Source organism: Pseudomonas sp. ICMP 561, assembly GCF_002699985.1.
GTDB classification, from domain to species: domain Bacteria; phylum Pseudomonadota; class Gammaproteobacteria; order Pseudomonadales; family Pseudomonadaceae; genus Aquipseudomonas; species Aquipseudomonas quasicaspiana.
This window is the reverse complement of sequence record NZ_LKBT01000045.1, coordinates 1-16,269: the sequence shown is the minus strand read 5'-3', so window position 1 is coordinate 16,269 and position 16,269 is coordinate 1. Positions and strand designations below refer to the sequence as shown.

General features: G+C 58.1%; 17 protein-coding genes. 9 read left to right on the top strand and 8 right to left on the bottom strand.

Annotated features, from left to right (window positions below):
• Window positions 1-322 precede the first annotated feature (322 nt).
• From AO242_RS22060 to AO242_RS22050, 3 genes are all read right to left on the bottom strand, one after another.
• Complete coding sequence (locus tag AO242_RS22060; protein ID WP_099270370.1) at window positions 323-964, bottom strand: glutathione binding-like protein; 642 nt, start codon at window positions 962-964, stop codon at window positions 323-325.
• A 106-nt stretch (window positions 965-1,070) separates the two neighbouring features.
• The gene (locus AO242_RS22055; RefSeq protein WP_095101248.1) at window positions 1,071-1,280 is read right to left on the bottom strand and encodes an SEC-C metal-binding domain-containing protein; all 210 of its coding nucleotides are present in this window, start codon (window positions 1,278-1,280) and stop codon (window positions 1,071-1,073) included.
• Between the two features lie 4 nt (window positions 1,281-1,284).
• Window positions 1,285-1,773, bottom strand: coding sequence for an LEA type 2 family protein (locus tag AO242_RS22050; RefSeq protein WP_027898017.1), 489 nt, complete (start codon window positions 1,771-1,773; stop codon window positions 1,285-1,287).
• 101 nt (window positions 1,774-1,874) lie between these two features.
• Here AO242_RS22050 and AO242_RS22045 point away from each other — a divergent pair, with 101 nt between their 5' ends.
• Entirely contained in the window at window positions 1,875-2,387 is a 513-nt protein-coding gene (locus AO242_RS22045) for a hypothetical protein (RefSeq protein WP_099270369.1), read from the top strand.
• 13 nt (window positions 2,388-2,400) lie between these two features.
• Here the strand turns inward: AO242_RS22045 and AO242_RS22040 are convergent, their stop codons facing one another.
• Both AO242_RS22040 and AO242_RS22035 read right to left on the bottom strand, forming a co-directional pair.
• Complete coding sequence (locus tag AO242_RS22040) at window positions 2,401-2,874, bottom strand: YchJ family protein (RefSeq protein ID WP_027898019.1); 474 nt, start codon at window positions 2,872-2,874, stop codon at window positions 2,401-2,403.
• Window positions 2,875-2,877: 3 nt separating this feature from the next.
• Window positions 2,878-3,375 (bottom strand): DUF6231 family protein, encoded by a 498-nt coding sequence (locus tag AO242_RS22035; RefSeq protein ID WP_027898020.1) that lies wholly within the window; start codon window positions 3,373-3,375, stop codon window positions 2,878-2,880.
• 286 nt (window positions 3,376-3,661) lie between these two features.
• Here AO242_RS22035 and AO242_RS22030 point away from each other — a divergent pair, with 286 nt between their 5' ends.
• The 3 genes from AO242_RS22030 (at window position 3,662) to AO242_RS22020 (ending at window position 5,576) form a co-directional block, all read left to right on the top strand.
• Entirely contained in the window at window positions 3,662-4,363 is a 702-nt protein-coding gene (locus AO242_RS22030; protein ID WP_099270368.1) for an OmpA family protein, read from the top strand.
• A gap of 186 nt (window positions 4,364-4,549) precedes the next feature.
• Complete coding sequence (locus AO242_RS22025; RefSeq protein ID WP_027902718.1) at window positions 4,550-4,825, top strand: DUF1145 domain-containing protein; 276 nt, start codon at window positions 4,550-4,552, stop codon at window positions 4,823-4,825.
• Complete coding sequence (locus AO242_RS22020; RefSeq protein ID WP_099270367.1) at window positions 4,818-5,576, top strand: hypothetical protein; 759 nt, start codon at window positions 4,818-4,820, stop codon at window positions 5,574-5,576. The genes AO242_RS22025 and AO242_RS22020 overlap by 8 nt, the downstream gene beginning before the upstream one ends.
• Before the next feature lie 173 nt (window positions 5,577-5,749).
• Here the strand turns inward: AO242_RS22020 and AO242_RS22015 are convergent, their stop codons facing one another.
• Window positions 5,750-6,214 carry a CopD family protein gene (locus AO242_RS22015; RefSeq protein ID WP_027902720.1) on the bottom strand — a complete coding sequence of 155 codons (465 nt, stop codon included), beginning with the start codon at window positions 6,212-6,214 and terminating at the stop codon, window positions 5,750-5,752.
• A gap of 130 nt (window positions 6,215-6,344) precedes the next feature.
• Between AO242_RS22015 and dinG the strand changes: the two genes are divergently transcribed.
• From dinG to AO242_RS21985, 5 genes are all read left to right on the top strand, one after another.
• A complete protein-coding gene (gene dinG, locus AO242_RS22010; protein WP_027902721.1) occupies window positions 6,345-8,489 on the top strand; it encodes an ATP-dependent DNA helicase DinG in 2,145 nt (714 codons plus the stop codon).
• 211 nt (window positions 8,490-8,700) lie between these two features.
• A complete protein-coding gene (locus AO242_RS22000; protein ID WP_099270365.1) occupies window positions 8,701-9,849 on the top strand; it encodes a serine hydrolase domain-containing protein in 1,149 nt (382 codons plus the stop codon).
• A 153-nt stretch (window positions 9,850-10,002) separates the two neighbouring features.
• A complete protein-coding gene (locus AO242_RS21995) occupies window positions 10,003-11,106 on the top strand; it encodes an OmpA family protein (RefSeq protein WP_099270364.1) in 1,104 nt (367 codons plus the stop codon).
• 67 nt (window positions 11,107-11,173) lie between these two features.
• Window positions 11,174-11,821: a pyridoxamine 5'-phosphate oxidase gene (pdxH, locus tag AO242_RS21990; RefSeq protein WP_099270363.1), complete on the top strand. Its 648-nt coding sequence runs from the start codon at window positions 11,174-11,176 to the stop codon at window positions 11,819-11,821.
• Window positions 11,822-11,992: 171 nt separating this feature from the next.
• On the top strand, window positions 11,993-12,457 hold the full coding sequence (locus AO242_RS21985; RefSeq protein WP_027900841.1) for a glycine zipper 2TM domain-containing protein: 465 nt from the start codon (window positions 11,993-11,995) through the stop codon (window positions 12,455-12,457).
• A gap of 214 nt (window positions 12,458-12,671) precedes the next feature.
• Here AO242_RS21985 and nhaA read toward each other — a convergent pair whose 3' ends face one another.
• Together nhaA and AO242_RS21975 are read right to left on the bottom strand one after the other, a co-directional pair.
• Window positions 12,672-13,853: a Na+/H+ antiporter NhaA gene (gene nhaA / locus AO242_RS21980; protein WP_099270588.1), complete on the bottom strand. Its 1,182-nt coding sequence runs from the start codon at window positions 13,851-13,853 to the stop codon at window positions 12,672-12,674.
• 194 nt (window positions 13,854-14,047) lie between these two features.
• Window positions 14,048-15,658, bottom strand: a complete 1,611-nt coding sequence (locus AO242_RS21975) for an NAD(P)/FAD-dependent oxidoreductase (RefSeq protein ID WP_099270362.1) — start codon at window positions 15,656-15,658, stop codon at window positions 14,048-14,050.
• Window positions 15,659-16,269 lie beyond the last annotated feature (611 nt).

Sequence of the window (16,269 nt, the reverse complement as noted above, 5' to 3'; positions counted from 1 at the left end):
TATTTCAGGATTTTTCAAAGCTCGTGAGGCTATTTGCAACTGTGTGAGCAACCGGGACTTGGAGTCTCGGGGGACGAGGCAGTGTCAGGTTGACCGTCTCGCCAACAAGTTGCCTCCTACCTGGACCGCGTGACGGCTCTGCTCGGTAGGAGTCGCCCGCGTCGCTGACGCCGAAGCAAACATAGGACCTGTAGGAGCTGCCGAAGGCTGCGATCGCGGTGTAGCAGGATAAGTGCTTCGCAGCCTTCGGCAGCTCCTACAGAAAACGCATTTCAATCCAGTATTTTGCTGTTTTTGATGAGAGCAAACTTGTTCGCGAGGCTCAGATCTGTGGATTCACCTGATCAACCAGCGCATACGCCCGCTGGGTCGCCTCGCGCTCACTGATTGCATCGAACCAGCGCTTGATGTGCGGGAAGTCGTTCAGGTTCAGCTCTTGCCAGGTATGCCGCGCGATCCACGGGTAGATCGCCATGTCGGCGATGCTGTATTCACTGCCCGCGACGAACTCGCGATCGGCCAGGCGCCTTTCCAGCACGCCATACAAGCGCGCGGTTTCATCGGCATAGCGCTTGATCGCGTAAGGAATCTTTTCTTCGGCGGCGCGCCTGAAGTGATGATTCTGACCCGCCATCGGCCCCAGTCCGCCCATTTGCCAGAACAGCCATTGCAACGCTTCTTGCCGTCCGCGCAGGTCTTTCGGGATGAACTGACCGGTCTTCTCAGCCAGATACAGCAGTATCGCACCGGACTCAAACAGGCTGACCGGTTCACCGCCATCGGCAGGCTCGTGATCGACGATGGCCGGGATACGGTTATTCGGGGAGATTTTCAGGAATTCGGGTTTGAACTGATCGTTCTGGCCGATATTGACCGGGAAGACCTTGTACGGCAGACCGGCTTCCTCAAGGAACATCGACACTTTGTGGCCGTTGGGTGTGGTCCAGTAATGCAGGTCGATCATCAAAAACTCCTGTTGGATGGCGCGGACTGCAAGTTTTACTCCCTCAGGGCCCGGCCACACAAATGAAAACGGCCTGCAATGCAGGCCGTTCGAGTTTCACGTCAGCTTACGCGCCGTGGCACTTCTTGAATTTCTTGTCGCTGCCGCATGGGCAAGGATCGTTGCGACCAACGTCCTTCAAAGCGTTACGCACCGGCTCCTGATGAGCATGGCCGCAGTTCGGACCATGGACATGGCCATGTTGGTGGTCGTGATGGGCATGGTCGTCGTGATCGTGGTTGCAATCGGGGCCATGCACATGGGCTTGCTGGTTCATCGGGTTACTCCGGAATAAAATTGCCGGGCATTATCTCGCCGTTGCGTCCAATACGCACGTTATGCCGAAACAAAAAGCCGGTCTTGAGTTTGCCTTCGAGGCGGTAATGGATCGGCTGGTCGGTTTTTTTCAGCATTTTCGCGATCTGCTTCAAGTCCTTCCAGAGGTTGGTCCGGATCGGCACCACAAAATTCCGGCGGCTCTGGGCATCGACCACGAACCAGTCGGTTGACTCGCCTTCTGCCAGCACAACGTCATTGAGCATGATTTTGTAGCGCAGGCTGCGCACCAGCATGCTGCGATCATTCGGGTTGTCGACGCGAAAGCGCAACTTGAAGTCCTGCTGCAGTAGCCTGGCCTTGACCACCTCCACTTTGAGCAGGTGTACCTCAGGCTCCTGATAGTCGCTGACGCGTACGGATGAACAACCGTTCAGCAGCGACAGCAACAGGCCAACGCCCAGGACTCGTATGACATGCGCCTGTGAAAACATGTGGATGCTCCATGTGAAGCCATTGTTTGACAAAGCGACTGCCCATTCCTTTTTGATGAAGCTGCGGCATACTTCTCGCACGTGCACCCAGAGTATGACCAATGAATCTGTATGAAATTATATTCAGTGGCCAATTGGTCCCCGGTGCCCAATTGGACAAGGTCCAGGCCAACCTCGGCAAGTTGTTTCAAAGCGACGCACAACGGCTGGAGTTGCTGTTCAGTGGGCGTCGACTGGTGCTGAAAAACAACCTCGACAGTGAAGCCGCAGAAAAGTATCGCTCGACCCTGGAGCGTGCCGGGGCGCTGGTCGAAGTTCTGGAAATGCAAACGCTAAAGGCTGAGACAGATGCCGTTGCCAGGCCATCTGCACAGCCCGGCCGACTAGAAGTTACTCCCAGAGATGTGTACATGGCGGCCTTTGTCGGCGTCGATGCTCCTGATCTTGAAGTGTGCGAGGTGGGCAGCGACCTGCAGGATCAAAAGCCTGCAACGCCTGCGCCATCCGTGGATTTTTCGCAGTTCAGTCTCGCACCGACTGGAAGCGAGCTGGGTCAGCTACCGAACACGCACGCCGGGCCTGTTCCGGACACTTCACACTTGAAGCTCGTGTGAAGCGCAAAGCCTTTCAACTCACGTAGCTGGCGCAGCACTTTTTGTACTTCTGTTCACTGCCGCATGGGCATGCATCGTTACGCCCGGCCTTGAGCCCTGCGTTGGGATCGATGAAATACCAGCGGCCCTGATTCTGTACAAAAGAAGAACGTTCCCGGTGGCTGTGTTCACCGCTGCCGTCATGCCAGCGGGCGGTGAAGGTGACGAAAGCATGTTCAGGTTTACCGCCGAATACTTCCGAGCTTTCCACTTCCAGACCCAGCCAGGTGCTTTGCAGGCTCCACTGACTGATCGACTCGCGATCCAGCCCGGCTTTCTGCACCGGCAGCGTGGTGTCGACCAGGTAATCAATCAGGCCAAGCACGTAGGCGCTGTAACGTGAACGCATCAGTTTTTCCGCGCAAGGCGTAGGCTGGCCAGCGTGGAACGGTCCGCAACAGGCTGCCAGCAGATCCCCACTTCCGCAGGGGCAAATCGCGCTATTCATAGCTCACCACCAGTATTTGCCGAAGTTTTCCGGATTGGCCCAGAACCGTGCGTTGAGCCAATCGGGTACTTGTTTGTATTCGCGTAGATCGTAGGTGTACAGCGTCAGCACCTGTTCATCGCGGGTGAAGCGTTCACTGGCCTGCAGCGCCAGTGAATAGAAGTCTGTGTCTTTCCAGCCGCAGGCTTGCAGGTCAGCCAGTACGGCAATGCGGCTGGCGTTCAGGTTGCGGATGCCGCCGAGCAGTTCCAGCCCCTCGCGCTTGGTAATGTGTTCGAGGCAATCGACCACCAAGGCCAGGTCAAAGCGTTGCGCGGCCAGTTCGGGCGGCAGAACGCCCGGTTTGGCGTGGGCCAGTCGAGTGTCGGGATGGGCTTCCTGAAATGCCTGTAACGCAGGGAACGCTTCGGCGCCGATCAACAGCAAACGTTTGGGAGCCTGCAGGTCGAGCAGGGCGGCCAGAGCCTGTTGCGGTGTGCGCGTGGAAAAGCCTTCGCTCATCAGAAATCCTCTTTATGACCTGCAAGACTAGCCTGTGGCGAGGCGTGGGCCTAGCCCCGGCGAACACCTCTGGCTCGGTTGGAGCGAGGCTTGCCCGCGAAGACTCCGGTAGATCCAATACATTCCTCGAGCTAGAGACGCAGCTTTCGCGGGCAAGCCTCGCTCCAACAGAAAAGCTCGTAAAACGTCTGAAACCCCAATAAAACAAGGCCAAAAGTGGCGGGCTGGCACTTTGCTGTCTTTACTCCATGAGCGGCGGATTGGGCCGAACCTTGGGAGAAAACTAATGAGAATAATCCGGACAGCATTACCTCTGATTTTGGTTACCAGCGTTTTAACCGGTTGTGCGGGCCTGCAGAAGACTGACTGGCCACTCTGCGCATTGGGCGGCGGCGTGGCGGGTGCGGCGGCGGGAGCATTTCAGAGCGCAGCCGTATCAGCCGGTCTGGGGGGCGCGGTGGGTATTATGGCTGGCGCGTATTGCTGGGTTCATGGTGATGGCGACGATGACGGCGATGGCGTGAAAAACAGCGTCGACAAATGCCCGGATACACCAAAAGGTGTTGCCGTAGACGCGACCGGTTGCCCGTTGGCGCCGCCAGCTCCACCCGTAGTCGTTGAAGAGGTGGTGGTCGTCAAGGAGGAGGTCATTGTCATCAATGACGTACTGTTCGAGTTCGACTCTGCGCGCCTGACCGCTGTCGACAAGTCGAAGCTTGATCTCATCTCTACCCGTCTGAAACGCGAAGCACCCAGCGCACAACTGCGTGTCAGCGGTCACACCGACAGTGTTGGCAGTGACACTTACAACCAGAAGCTCTCCCAGAAACGTGCCATGTCGGTGACTGATTACCTGGTAAGTACCGGGATTCCACGCAGTGCATTTGTTTCTGTTGAAGGTGACGGCGAAGCGCGTCCGGTTGCCGACAACTCGAATGCCAGTGGTCGCTCCCTGAACCGTCGTGTCGAGATTCAGATCAACCGTTAACGCAGCACCTCCAAGCACTGGCCCGGCATGCGTGCCGGGCCAGTGCCGATTCAGCCGATACCCGTGTCAGATTAAATTTCGGTCGTGCGCTGGCATATTTCACCTCGCAGGCGTTTACTGTGCGCGCAGAATTTTCTCGCAACGATAAGCGTTTGCAGACATGACAATTACGGACAGGCTCTGGCAATGAAGGTGTTTTGGGGATTGGGGAAACTGTTGACCGCAGCGTTCTGGCTGGTGGTTTTGTTCAGTTTGATGGTGGCGCTGCCGACGCCGTTTGATCCTCTGATCAAGCTTGCGGGCGGCCTTCTAGCGCTGATTCATGTCGCTGAGCTGTTGCTGTTCAATGGCAGCTTGCGCGGACGTCCACGTCCCTGGCGCGACCGGCTGCGTATTCTTCTGTTTGGCATCTTCCACATTAAGTCTCTCCCGAAAAAAGCCCAGGAGGCCGCTCATGCGTAAGCTTTGTTTGCTGGCTGCCTTTTGCAGCCCTTGGGCCATGGCTCAGACCATCACTGTCGAATCGCATTCACTGATGCGTCTGCCAAGCCAGACCAGCGTGTTGCAACTTGAGCGCCTGGAAGTGGCGGATTACGGCACCTTGCTGATTCCGTCCGGGCTGACTGAGGTGAAAGTCGATCAACTGGTGTTGGGCCACGAAGCGCGCATCGCCATTGTACCCAGCAGCCAGGCGCTCAATCTGGTGGTCCGCCAGGGTGAGCTGGGCACGGGCAGCCAGATTACTGCTCGCGGTGCGCCGGGTACTTATGAAAAGCCGCCATTGCCGGGTCGTAACCTGAACTTGCGCGTCGAGCATTTGCAGGGCGAAGAACTGTTCGTCGATGCCCGGGGCGGTGCCGGTTCGCCGGGATATGTCGGCCTGGATGGCGCAAACGGTCAAGCCCCTGGTTGTGTGGTGGGCAGCGCAGGACGCGGTCACAACGGCGATAACGGCGGCAATGGCCACGACGGCGCAGCCGGTGCGCAGGTGCGTCTGGAACTGCCGCGGGACTTTCCGGTTGAGCGTATCAAGGTGGACGTTCAGGGCGGAGCCGGTGGTTTGGCCGGTGCCGGTGGCAAGCCGGGTAAAGGTGGCGCATCCAAAGGTTGCTTCGTGTATCGGGCTGATGGCGGCAAGGCCGGACGCGCCGGTGACGCGGGTCAGCCAGGTGCGGCTGGACCTGCTGGTGCGTTGACGTTGCAGCGGTTGTAACGTCCCGCGTGACAACCGCCAGACCTTGTTGGAGCCAACTACAGCTATCTGATCTGGAATGCTTCGTTACCCGTAGGAGCGCGCTTGCCCGCGATCGCGTCAGCACAGGCGATATATCCACCGACTAACAGACCGAATCGCGGGCAAGCGCGCTCCTACAGACCGAAGTTTATTCAGAAGCCAGGCCGGGCCGCTGCAATCGCCACGACCGCGAGGCCGACCAGCAAGTTGATACCCACCAACCGTCGAATCCGGCCCAGCGCCGCTGCACCCTCAGCCCATTGTTCGGCTTCAACCGCACGCCGCAGTTCGGGCAGTTGCAGTGACTGAATGCGGATGAACAGCGCGGTCATCACCACATACAACCCCATCATTACCTGCACATAGCGCGGCGCGGTTTCGAAACTGACGAACTGCAGCTGGATCATGCCGACCCCGGTAATAGGCAAGACCACCACGACCGCCCACACCCAGACAAAAAATCGCGGAAACACTTCCAGCCACAATTTCAGGCGGGCCGGACCCTGTAATGCGCTGACGACCGCTGGTCGCAGGACCATCCAGGCGAAAAACATGCCGCCAACCCAGACCAGCGCGGCCAAAACATGCAGGGTGTAGACGAGGGAAAAGGGTGTCATCAGGTACTCCGTTCTGCGCGGATGGAATTTGCGGGGTATGATAGCCGCCTGCTGGAACTACTGAAGATATATCCAGCGTTTTACGCTTTAATTTTTACCGATGCCTGTAGCGCCCGAGCCAACAAAACCCATGATCAGCAACGAACTCAAATCCCAGATTCAGGGCGCCTACTCGCGTTTCCTCGAAGCCAAGAGCCTCAAGCCGCGCTATGGCCAGCGTTTGATGATCGCCGAGGTCGCCAAAGTACTGGGCGATATCGATACCGATGAAGAAGGTCGACGCACCAGCGACCCCGCCGTCGTGGCGGTGGAAGCGGGCACCGGTACTGGCAAGACTGTCGCGTATGCCATCGCGGCAATCCCCACGGCCAAGCTGGCGGGCAAGCGTCTGGTCATCGCTACCGCGACCGTCGCACTGCAAGAGCAGATCGTCCACAAGGACCTGCCTGATCTAATGCGCAACAGCGGCTTGAACTTTACGTTCTCCCTGGCCAAAGGGCGCGGTCGCTACATGTGTCTGTCCAAACTCGACATGTTGTTGCAGGAAGGCGACGCGACCAACGCCACTGCACAGCTTTTCGAAGAAGAAGGCTTCAAGATCGAGGTCGATGAGGCCAGTCAGAAACTGTTCACGAGCATGATCGAAAAGCTCGCCGGGAATAAATGGGACGGCGACAGGGACAGCTGGCCGCAGGCGCTGGAAGATCAGGATTGGGCGCGTCTGACCACTGATCACAGCCAGTGCACAAATCGCCATTGTCCGAACTTTCAACAATGCGCCTTCTATAAAGCTCGCGAAGGTATGGGAAAAGTCGACGTGATCGTGACGAACCACGACATGGTGCTGGCGGATCTGGCCTTGGGGGGCGGTGCGGTATTGCCCGATCCTCGCGACACTTTGTATGTGTTCGACGAAGGGCACCACTTGCCTGACAAAGCGATCGGCCATTTCGCACATTACACGCGGCTTCGTTCCACGGCTGACTGGCTGGAGCAGACTGCCAAGAACCTCGCCAAGCTGCTGGCGCAAAATCCGCTGCCGGGCGATCTGGGCAAGTTGATCGAGCAGGTGCCGGAGCTGGCCCGGGAGATCAAAGCGCAGCAGCAATTCATGTTCAGCGCTTGCGAGCAACTGGCTGATTTCCGCGCCGGTGAGGACATGCAAGGGCGAGAGCGCCCGCGTCATCGGTTCATCGGTGGCGTGGTGCCGGAACACATTCGTGAAATGGGCATCGAGTTGAAGAAAGGCTTTGCCCGTCTTGATGACCTGTTCACCCGTCTGGCCGACCTGCTCAAGGAAGGCATGGATGGTGAAGTGAATATCGGCATTGCCAGCCATCAGGCCGAAGAATGGTATCCGCTGTTTGGTAGCCTGCTGGCCCGGGCCCATGGCAACTGGGAATTATGGACGGCCTTCACCGCTGAAGACCCGGAAGACAGCCCGCCCATGGCGCGCTGGCTGACCCTGGCCGACAGCGGTGCGTTGTTTGATATCGAAGTCAACGCCAGCCCGATCCTGGCGGCCGAGATGCTCCGTCGCAATCTGTGGAACGTTGCTTATGGCGCGTTGGTGACCTCCGCGACGCTGACTGCCCTGGGCAAGTTCGACCGCTTCCGAATGCGTGCCGGTCTGCCCAAGGTGGCTGTGACGGCGGTCGTGCCCAGTCCGTTTCATCACGCCGACGCCGGGGTGTTGCGCGTGCCGGATCTGAAAGCCGACCCACGTGATTCTGTGGCGCACACCGCTGCGATCATTCGCGAGTTGCCGGGGCTGGTCGAAGGCTCGCGGGGCACCCTGGTGCTGTTCTCATCGCGTAAACAGATGCAGGACGTTTTCGATGGGCTGGAGCGCGACTGGCGCAAGCAGGTGTTCATCCAAGGCAACCTGTCCAAGCAGGAGACGCTCAACAAACACAAGGCCCGGGTCGATGGTGGTGATTCCAGCGTGCTGTTCGGGCTGGCAAGCTTTGCCGAAGGTGTCGACTTGCCGGGCGCGTATTGCGAGCACGTGGTGATTGCCAAGATTCCTTTTGCCGTGCCGGACGATCCTGTCGAGGCGGCTCTGGCCGAGTGGATCGAGGCGCGGGGTGGCAACCCGTTCATGGAAATTGCCGTGCCGGATGCTTCATTACGGCTGGTCCAGGCCTGCGGTCGTTTGCTGCGTACCGAGGAGGACCGCGGAACCATCACGCTGCTGGATCGGCGAGTGGTAACCCAGCGTTACGGCAAGGCGATCCTGAATGCGCTGCCGCCGTTCAGGCGCGAAATTTCCTGAAGGATGCAAACCCGGTAGGAGCGAACTTGTTCGCGATGCTGTTTGGCAGGCGCTGCCTGTTTGTCGCTTGTGCCAACGCTTCGCGAACAAGTTCGCTCCTACCGGTCAGGGCCATCAAGTCTTTGGGTGGTGATCCGCGTCTGTTCACAAACACCTCAATCGCTGAAACAATGCACGCCACTTTTTCATCAGCCAACTCAGGAGCCAGCGGGTGCAGATTCAGGGTCATTTCGAGCTTAAGTTCGAGGCAGTGCGCGAAGCGTTTGCGGCGCTCTTCGACGATACCCAGGAGCGTGGCGCAGCGCTGTGCATTCAAATTGGCGGTGAAACCGTCATTGACCTCTGGGCTGGCACGGCCGACAAGGACGGGGCCGAGGCCTGGCACACCGATACCATCGCCAACCTGTTTTCCTGCACCAAAACCTTCGCCGCCGTCACTGCCCTGCAACTGGTCGGTGAAGGCAAGCTGAAGCTCGACGAGCCTGTCGCCCGCCTGTGGCCTGAATTCGCAGAGGCAGGCAAGGGCGCAGTTACCCTGCGCCAATTGTTGTGTCATCAGGCCGGTCTTCCTGCTCTGCGCGAAATGCTCCCCGCTGAAGCACTTTATGACTGGGCCGCGATGACCGAAGCGCTGGCCGCAGAAGAGCCTTGGTGGACGCCCGGTCAAGGCCATGGCTATGCCGCGATCACTTACGGTTGGCTGGTGGGCGAAATGCTGCGCCGTGCTGACGGGCGCGGGCCGGGAGAGGCCATCGCTGCACGCATTTCTCGCCCGCTGGGGCTGGATTTCCATGTCGGCCTGCCTGATGAAGAGTTTCATCGCGTTGCGCACATCGCTCGCAGTAAAGGTAATGCGGGTGATGAGTCTGCCCAGCGCCTGTTGCAAACCACCATGCGCGAGCCCAATTCGATGACGGCGAGGGCGTTTACCAATCCTCCGTCGATCATGACCAGCACCAACAAGCCCGAGTGGCGGCGCATGCAGCAACCCGCTGCCAATGGACACGGCAATGCCCGCAGTCTGGCCGGGTTCTACAACGGTCTGCTAGATGGCAGCCTGTTGGAACCTGAGCTGCTCAACGAACTGACTCGCGAACACAGCCTAGGCCAGGACAAAACGCTGTTAACCCAGACCCGCTTTGGTCTGGGCTGCATGCTTGATCAACCCGATGTGCCAAACGCTACCTACGGTCTGGGCCCGAAAGCATTCGGTCATCCTGGCGCTGGCGGGTCGATCGGCTTTGCTGACCCTGATCGCGACGTTGCATTCGGCTTCGTCACCAACACCCTCGGCCCCTATGTATTGATGGATCCGCGAGCACAGAATCTGGTGCGGGTGCTAGGTGAGTGTTTGCGCTAAGTTGTCGTCATAAGTGCTTGTTTAATACCGACTGTCAGTTAATACCCCCGAACAGGAACCGTGCGACGGTTTCCTTTTCCAACTGCCCGTTTATGCGTGTTATATGGGCACTGCCAAGTTCATTGTCTGTTTACTACTTTTTGTGGGTCATCCATGTCATCCAATAAAAGCCTCGCAATCGCCCTTTGCCTCGCCGTAACCGGCTGTGCGCAAACGCCAAAAAATGATTCCGCTGACGCTGGCAACAGCTGGTGGTCATTCGGCTCTGACAAGGTTGCCGACGCAGCACCTGTCAAATCCCCGGAAAAAGCTCCTGCCGCTGCTCCGACTGCTGCTGCCAAGCCTGCTGCTCCAGTAGCCAAGGCCGAGAGCGGCACTCATTGGTACTGGCCGTTCGCATCCAGTGACAGTGCCGAGCCAAAAGCTGAAGTGGCTGCAGCACCCGCCAAACCAGCGGACAAGAGCGTGCCGCCGCTGATTGCCAAGAGTGAAACCGATAGCAAGTGGTGGTGGCCGTTCGGCGGCGACAAGAAAGAAGAAGCCAAGGCAGTGCCCAAGGTTGATCCTAAAGTGACTCAGGCCTGGCTGGATGACTACGAGCCACGCCTGCGCCTGGCCATCAAGGACAGCCCGTTCGAACTTGAGCGTCGTGAAGATGTTCTGGTGATCACTGCCCCTGTAGACAGCTCGTTCAACCCTGATCGTCCGGCCATGTTGCTGCCAGTGACACTGGGCCCGATCACGCGTCTGGCCAAACTGGTTGAAGCTGATCCGAAAACCGCTGTTCTGGTATTGGGTCACGCGGACACCACCGGCGCAGCCCCGGCGAATCAGAAAATCAGCCAGGAACGCGCCCAGTCGGTTGCGGCTATTTTCCGCCTCAGTGGTCTGGAGCGTAATCGCCTGAGCCTGCGTGGCATGGGCGCCGTCATGCCCCGTGCAGCCAATGACAGCGCTGAAGGTCGCAAGCTGAACCGTCGTGTGGAAATCGTCATGACGCCGGAAAACACCATGCTCGCGCTGATGAGCAAATACGCCTTGCCGCCAGCGCCGACCATGGTTGCTGCTCAAGACGTCAAACCAGCGCCAGCCGTTGCTCCTGCGCCAGCCAAAGCAGCACCGGCCAAGAAAGCTGCTGCGAGCAAGCCTGCTGCCAAGAAAGCCGCTCCGGCGAAAAAGGCGACGCCCGCCAAGGCCGCCCCTGCCAAGGCCGCAGTGAAGAAGAAACCTGCGGCTACCGATCAGGCCAGCAACTAAAACACTCGCAGACTCGCGCATGAATGCGCGAGTCTGCGACTTTGCTTTTGAATCAAGGAAAGACGTCATGACCCAGTCTCTGGCTGATATGCGCCGTGACTATGCCCGCGATGGTTTGACTGAAGCGCAGGCACCCGATGAGCCGTTCGCGCTTTTTCATCAATGGTTTGCCGAGGCGGTCAAAACCGAGCAGGCACCTGTTGAAGCCAATGCGATGACGCTGGCGACGGTTGATGATCAAGGCCGTCCACATTGCCGCATTCTGTTGCTCAAGGGCCTGGATGCTGAAGGCTTCACGTTCTTCACCAACTACGACAGCGCCAAAGGGCAGCAACTGGCAGCACGTCCGTTTGCGGCGATGACGTTCTTCTGGCCGACGCTGGAGCGTCAGGTACGGATTGAGGGGCAAGTGGTGAAAGTCACTCCCGAAGAGTCCGACGCCTATTTTCAGGTGCGTCCTTTGGGTAGCCGTCTTGGGGCCTGGGCTTCACCTCAAAGTCGGGTTATCGCCGATCGCTCCGAGCTTGAAGGGATGATTAAAGCCACCGAGCAACGCTTCATGGACATCCAGCCGCATTGCCCTGAGCACTGGGGTGGTTACCGTCTGCTGCCTGAGCGCATCGAGTTCTGGCAAGGCCGCCCTAGTCGTCTGCACGACCGTCTGAATTATCGCCTTGTGGACACACAGTGGACACGCGAGCGTCTGGCTCCTTAGCCGCCTGTTAACCCATCGGTTTGTTTGAATTATTCAGCGGCCAACTCGTCCTAGAGTTATGGCAGCCGGTGCTGTATACCGCCTGAATGAAAATAAATTAACGAGGCGCGGCACGTGACAGCGCTCACAGCGCAGAGTCTAATGGCTGCATGTTCCTCTGGAGATACCTTTATGCGTAAGTCTGTTCTGCTGGTTGCCACGTTCACTGCTTTGGCCATGACCCTCACTGGCTGCATGTCGAACCTGACTGGCGACTCTTATTCCCGTGACGAAGCGCGGACAGTGCAGACCGTTCGCCTGGGCACCATCGAATCTCTGCGTCCGGTCAAGATCGAAGGCAGCAAGACGCCAATCGGCGCGGGTGCTGGCGCGGTCGTCGGTGGCGTAGGCGGCAGTGCAATCGGTGGTGGCCGTGGCAGCATCGTCATGGCCGTTATCGGTGCGGTAGCGGGTGGCTTGCTGGGTTCTGCCACTGAAGAAGGTCTGACCCGTACCCAGGGCGTTGAAATCACTGTGCGTGAAGACGATGGCTCTATGCGTGCTTACGTGCAGCAAGTTCAGGAAAACGAGATTTTCCGGGTGGGCGAGCGCGTTCGCATCATGACCGTCAACGGTACCAGCCGCGTCTCTCATTGAGTGACTGCACTGTTTCAGTAGCGTTTTGAAACATAAAAACCCGATCCTGGTGATCGGGTTTTTTGTGGGTGATCGTTGGTGACTTTGGCGTCACGCTGTTTCCTGTGTCGCGCGGCGAGCACTTCCCTGTGGGAGCTGCCGAAGGCTGCGATGCATTCATCCTGACATACCGCTATCGCAGCCTTCGGCAGCTCCTACAAAAGATTATTTCAGTTCAACGGACTGGGTTTTTACGACTGCTAACCGCCATGACGGCATAGCCGATAAAAGCCGCGAGTATTGAGCCAGTCAGAATCCCCATGCGATCCACGCCTGCGTATTCGCTGCTACCGGGCACATACGCCAGCGAGCCGACGAACAGGCTCATGGTGAAACCAATCCCGCAGAGAATCGAGACACCCAGCACCTGACCCCAGTTGGCTCCGCCGGGGAGTTTGGCGATACCGATCCTGATCGCAAGCCAGGTGAGACCAAACACGCCAACAGTCTTGCCCAGCAGCAAGCCAGCTGCGATGCCCATTGGCACATGATGGGTGAAGCTTTCCAGTGTCACGCCACTCAGGGAGACGCCAGCGTTGGCAAAGGCGAATAGCGGCAGAATGCCGTAAGCGACCCAAGGATGCAGCGCGTGTTCCAGGGTCAGCAGTGGTGATGAGTCGTGGTCAACTGTGCGCAAAGGAATACAGAACGCCAACACCACGCCCGCGAGCGTCGCATGCACACCGCTTTTGAGTACGCATACCCAAAGCAGCAAACCGATCAGCAGATAAGGGCCCAGCTTACGTACGCCTAACCTGTTCATCGCAATCAACGCCACGATCGAAGAGCCCGCCAGGATCAGCGACAGGTTCGACAGTTCGCCTGAATAGAACAGCGCGATGACGATGATCGCGCCGAGGTCATCGATGATCGCCAGCGTCATCAGAAACAGCTTGAGCGACACCGGGACTCGCTTGCCCAGCAACGCCAGCACGCCCAGCGCGAAGGCAATGTCGGTGGCCATGGGAATAGCCCAGCCATTCATCGCCGCCGCATCGCCTTTGTTCAGCGCCCAGAACACCAGCGCCGGAATCACCATACCGCCGATAGCCGCGGTGCCCGGAAGAATGATCTGCGAGGGGCGTGAAAGATGGCCCTCCAGAACTTCCCGTTTGACCTCCAGGCCAATCAGCAGAAAGAACAGCGCCATCATGCCGTCGTTGATCCACAGCAATAGCGGTTTGGCGATTTTTACAGCTCCGATCTGCGCTACAACTGGGGTGTCGAGGAACGCGTTGTAAATCCACGACAGCGGCGAGTTATTGATGAGCAGCGCCAAGGCAGCGGCGGCGATCAATAACAGACCACCCGCCGCTTCAAGCTGGAAAAAACGAGTGACAGTAATACGCAGAGGCAAGGTTTGCGCTCCCATCCAACAAAAAGGAGCGACACCCTAACCCGGACTTCCCGCCGTTAAAACAAAAGTTATATTCGTTTTTGTTCTAAGCGGAATGACCAATTTAGAGTGTTTCCGAGTCTGTCAGTTAGTGCGTTTTTAGTAGTAGGAAGATTCTTTTTGTTGTGTGGGAATCTTCTGAAATCTCACTTCGATCAGACTTCGATACCCAACATGCTTCTTGCTAAAGCCTCAGCGATTCGGATGCCATCAACCCCGGCTGACAAGATGCCCCCGGCGTAACCCGCACCTTCACCGGCCGGAAACAGGCCTTTGACGTTCAGGCTTTGCATGCTTTCGTTTCGGGTGATACGCAATGGCGCAGAAGTACGGGTTTCGATCCCGGTCAGTACGGCGTCATGCAGGGCAAAACCTTTGATCTGCTTATCGAACGCTGGCAGTGCTTCACGAATGGCTTCGATGGCATAAGCGGGCAGGGCGTCTGCCAGGTCCACCAGCTTGACGCCCGGCTTGTAGGATGGCTCTACGCTACCGAGTGCCTGCGATGTTTTGCCTGCAATGAAATCACCAACCAACTGCGCAGGCGCTTCATAAGTGCTTCCGCCCAGCACATAGGCGTGGGATTCAAGACGCTCTTGCAGTTCGATGCCCGCCAGTGGGCTGCCCGGATAGTCTTCGGGGGTAATACCGACCACGATGCCTGAGTTCGCATTGCGTTCGTTACGCGAGTACTGGCTCATGCCGTTGGTGACAACGCGATTGGGTTCAGACGTCGCGGCCACTACCGTACCGCCCGGGCACATGCAGAAGCTGTACACCGAACGACCGTTTTTGGCGTGGTGCACCAGCTTGTAATCGGCCGCTCCCAGTTTTGGATGCCCGGCGTACTTGCCCAGGCGAGCACGGTCAATCAGCGATTGTGGGTGTTCGATCCGGAAGCCCACGGAAAACGGCTTGGCTTCCATGTAAACGCCACGGCTGTGGAGCATCCTGAATGTGTCACGAGCGCTGTGCCCCAAGGCCATGATCACGTGCCGGGAGTCGATACGCTCGCCACCGTCGAGCACCACACCCTGCAGTTGGCCATTGTCGATCAGCACGTCGGTCACGCGTTGCTCGAAGCGCACTTCACCGCCCAGCGCTTCGATCTGGTGACGCATGTTTTCCACGACACCAGTCAGCCGGAATGTACCGATGTGGGGTTTGCTGACGTAGAGAATTTCCTCAGGTGCGCCAGCTTTGACGAACTCGTGCAGGACCTTGCGACCGTGAAATTTCGGGTCCTTGATCTGGCTGTAGAGCTTGCCGTCGGAGAAGGTCCCGGCGCCGCCTTCGCCAAACTGCACGTTGGACTCGGGGTTCAGCACGTTCTTGCGCCACAGGCCCCAGGTATCTTTGGTGCGCTGACGGACTTCCTTGCCGCGCTCAAGGATGATCGGTTTGAAGCCCATCTGTGCCAGCAGCAGCCCCGCGAAAATCCCGCAGGGGCCGAAGCCGACGACCACTGGGCGTTCGGTCAGTCCTTCTGGCGCATGGCCAACGACTTTATAGCTGACGTCTGGCGCGGGGTTGAGATGACGATCATCGGCATGACGCAACAGCAGGGCGGCTTCATCACGCACTTCGAAATCGATGGTGTAGATGAAGCACAGCTCGGAGGACTTTTTGCGCGCATCGTAGCTGCGCTTGAACAGGGTGAATTCCAGCAGTTCATCGCTGGCGATGCCCAAGCGCTGCAGGAGGGCGGGCCGCAGGTCTTCGTCCGGGTGGTCGATCGGCAGCTTGAGTTCGGTGATTCGTAACATGAAAAAATCCAGTTTTCGGGCCGCAGGATCAGCCCGACAGCGCTACAAGAACCGGGGATTATAAGACACATTGGGGGGAGGCGGGGTTGTCTTAAGTTCGTAGCGAACCTATTGTGAACCAGCATCGGTACCTACACATCTTCATATCGTGATTCTTGCGTACATATCCGTTACCGCGGTCATTGCTGCTATTGGTTGCGCTCTTACAGCGCGTCACTTTTGATAGAGCGCAAAAGTAACCAAAACGCTCTTGCCCCACCACTCGGTCCCTCGCCTAGGCTCGGGATGTCCGCCCGCAGATACTGAACCGTGGGCCGCCGCAATGGGCCATCCATGGCCCGGTGCGGCTAACCCGGCGTCCTGCCGGGTTGCCCACGCTTCAGAATCTGCGTTCGGCCTGCGTGGTTTAACGGGGCGCTCAAAATCAAAAGCGCGGCGGCCTGAGAGCCGACCTGATTTGTGAACTTACCGATTTTCTGTAGGAGCTGCCGAAGGCTGCGATGCGGTGTGTCAGACGAAACCTGTATTGGATGTGCTGACGTCTCGCGAACAAGTTCGCTCCTACCGGTCCGAGGAGCTATCGCCGTTTTCGTTCTGTTTTTGATCTGCTT

What these genes read in the sequence shown, in the direction of transcription:
- AO242_RS22060 (WP_099270370.1), bottom strand. Translation starts at nt 964, where the DNA reads ATGATCGACCTGCATTACTGGACCACACCCAACGGCCACAAAGTGTCG.
- AO242_RS22055 (WP_095101248.1), bottom strand. Translation starts at nt 1,280, where the DNA reads ATGAACCAGCAAGCCCATGTGCATGGCCCCGATTGCAACCACGATCAC.
- AO242_RS22050 (WP_027898017.1), bottom strand. Translation starts at nt 1,773, where the DNA reads ATGTTTTCACAGGCGCATGTCATACGAGTCCTGGGCGTTGGCCTGTTG.
- AO242_RS22045 (WP_099270369.1), top strand. Translation starts at nt 1,875, where the DNA reads ATGAATCTGTATGAAATTATATTCAGTGGCCAATTGGTCCCCGGTGCC.
- AO242_RS22040 (WP_027898019.1), bottom strand. Translation starts at nt 2,874, where the DNA reads ATGAATAGCGCGATTTGCCCCTGCGGAAGTGGGGATCTGCTGGCAGCC.
- AO242_RS22035 (WP_027898020.1), bottom strand. Translation starts at nt 3,375, where the DNA reads ATGAGCGAAGGCTTTTCCACGCGCACACCGCAACAGGCTCTGGCCGCC.
- AO242_RS22030 (WP_099270368.1), top strand. Translation starts at nt 3,662, where the DNA reads ATGAGAATAATCCGGACAGCATTACCTCTGATTTTGGTTACCAGCGTT.
- AO242_RS22025 (WP_027902718.1), top strand. Translation starts at nt 4,550, where the DNA reads ATGAAGGTGTTTTGGGGATTGGGGAAACTGTTGACCGCAGCGTTCTGG.
- AO242_RS22020 (WP_099270367.1), top strand. Translation starts at nt 4,818, where the DNA reads ATGCGTAAGCTTTGTTTGCTGGCTGCCTTTTGCAGCCCTTGGGCCATG.
- AO242_RS22015 (WP_027902720.1), bottom strand. Translation starts at nt 6,214, where the DNA reads ATGACACCCTTTTCCCTCGTCTACACCCTGCATGTTTTGGCCGCGCTG.
- dinG (WP_027902721.1), top strand. Translation starts at nt 6,345, where the DNA reads ATGATCAGCAACGAACTCAAATCCCAGATTCAGGGCGCCTACTCGCGT.
- AO242_RS21995 (WP_099270364.1), top strand. Translation starts at nt 10,003, where the DNA reads ATGTCATCCAATAAAAGCCTCGCAATCGCCCTTTGCCTCGCCGTAACC.
- pdxH (WP_099270363.1), top strand. Translation starts at nt 11,174, where the DNA reads ATGACCCAGTCTCTGGCTGATATGCGCCGTGACTATGCCCGCGATGGT.
- AO242_RS21985 (WP_027900841.1), top strand. Translation starts at nt 11,993, where the DNA reads ATGCGTAAGTCTGTTCTGCTGGTTGCCACGTTCACTGCTTTGGCCATG.
- AO242_RS21975 (WP_099270362.1), bottom strand. Translation starts at nt 15,658, where the DNA reads ATGTTACGAATCACCGAACTCAAGCTGCCGATCGACCACCCGGACGAA.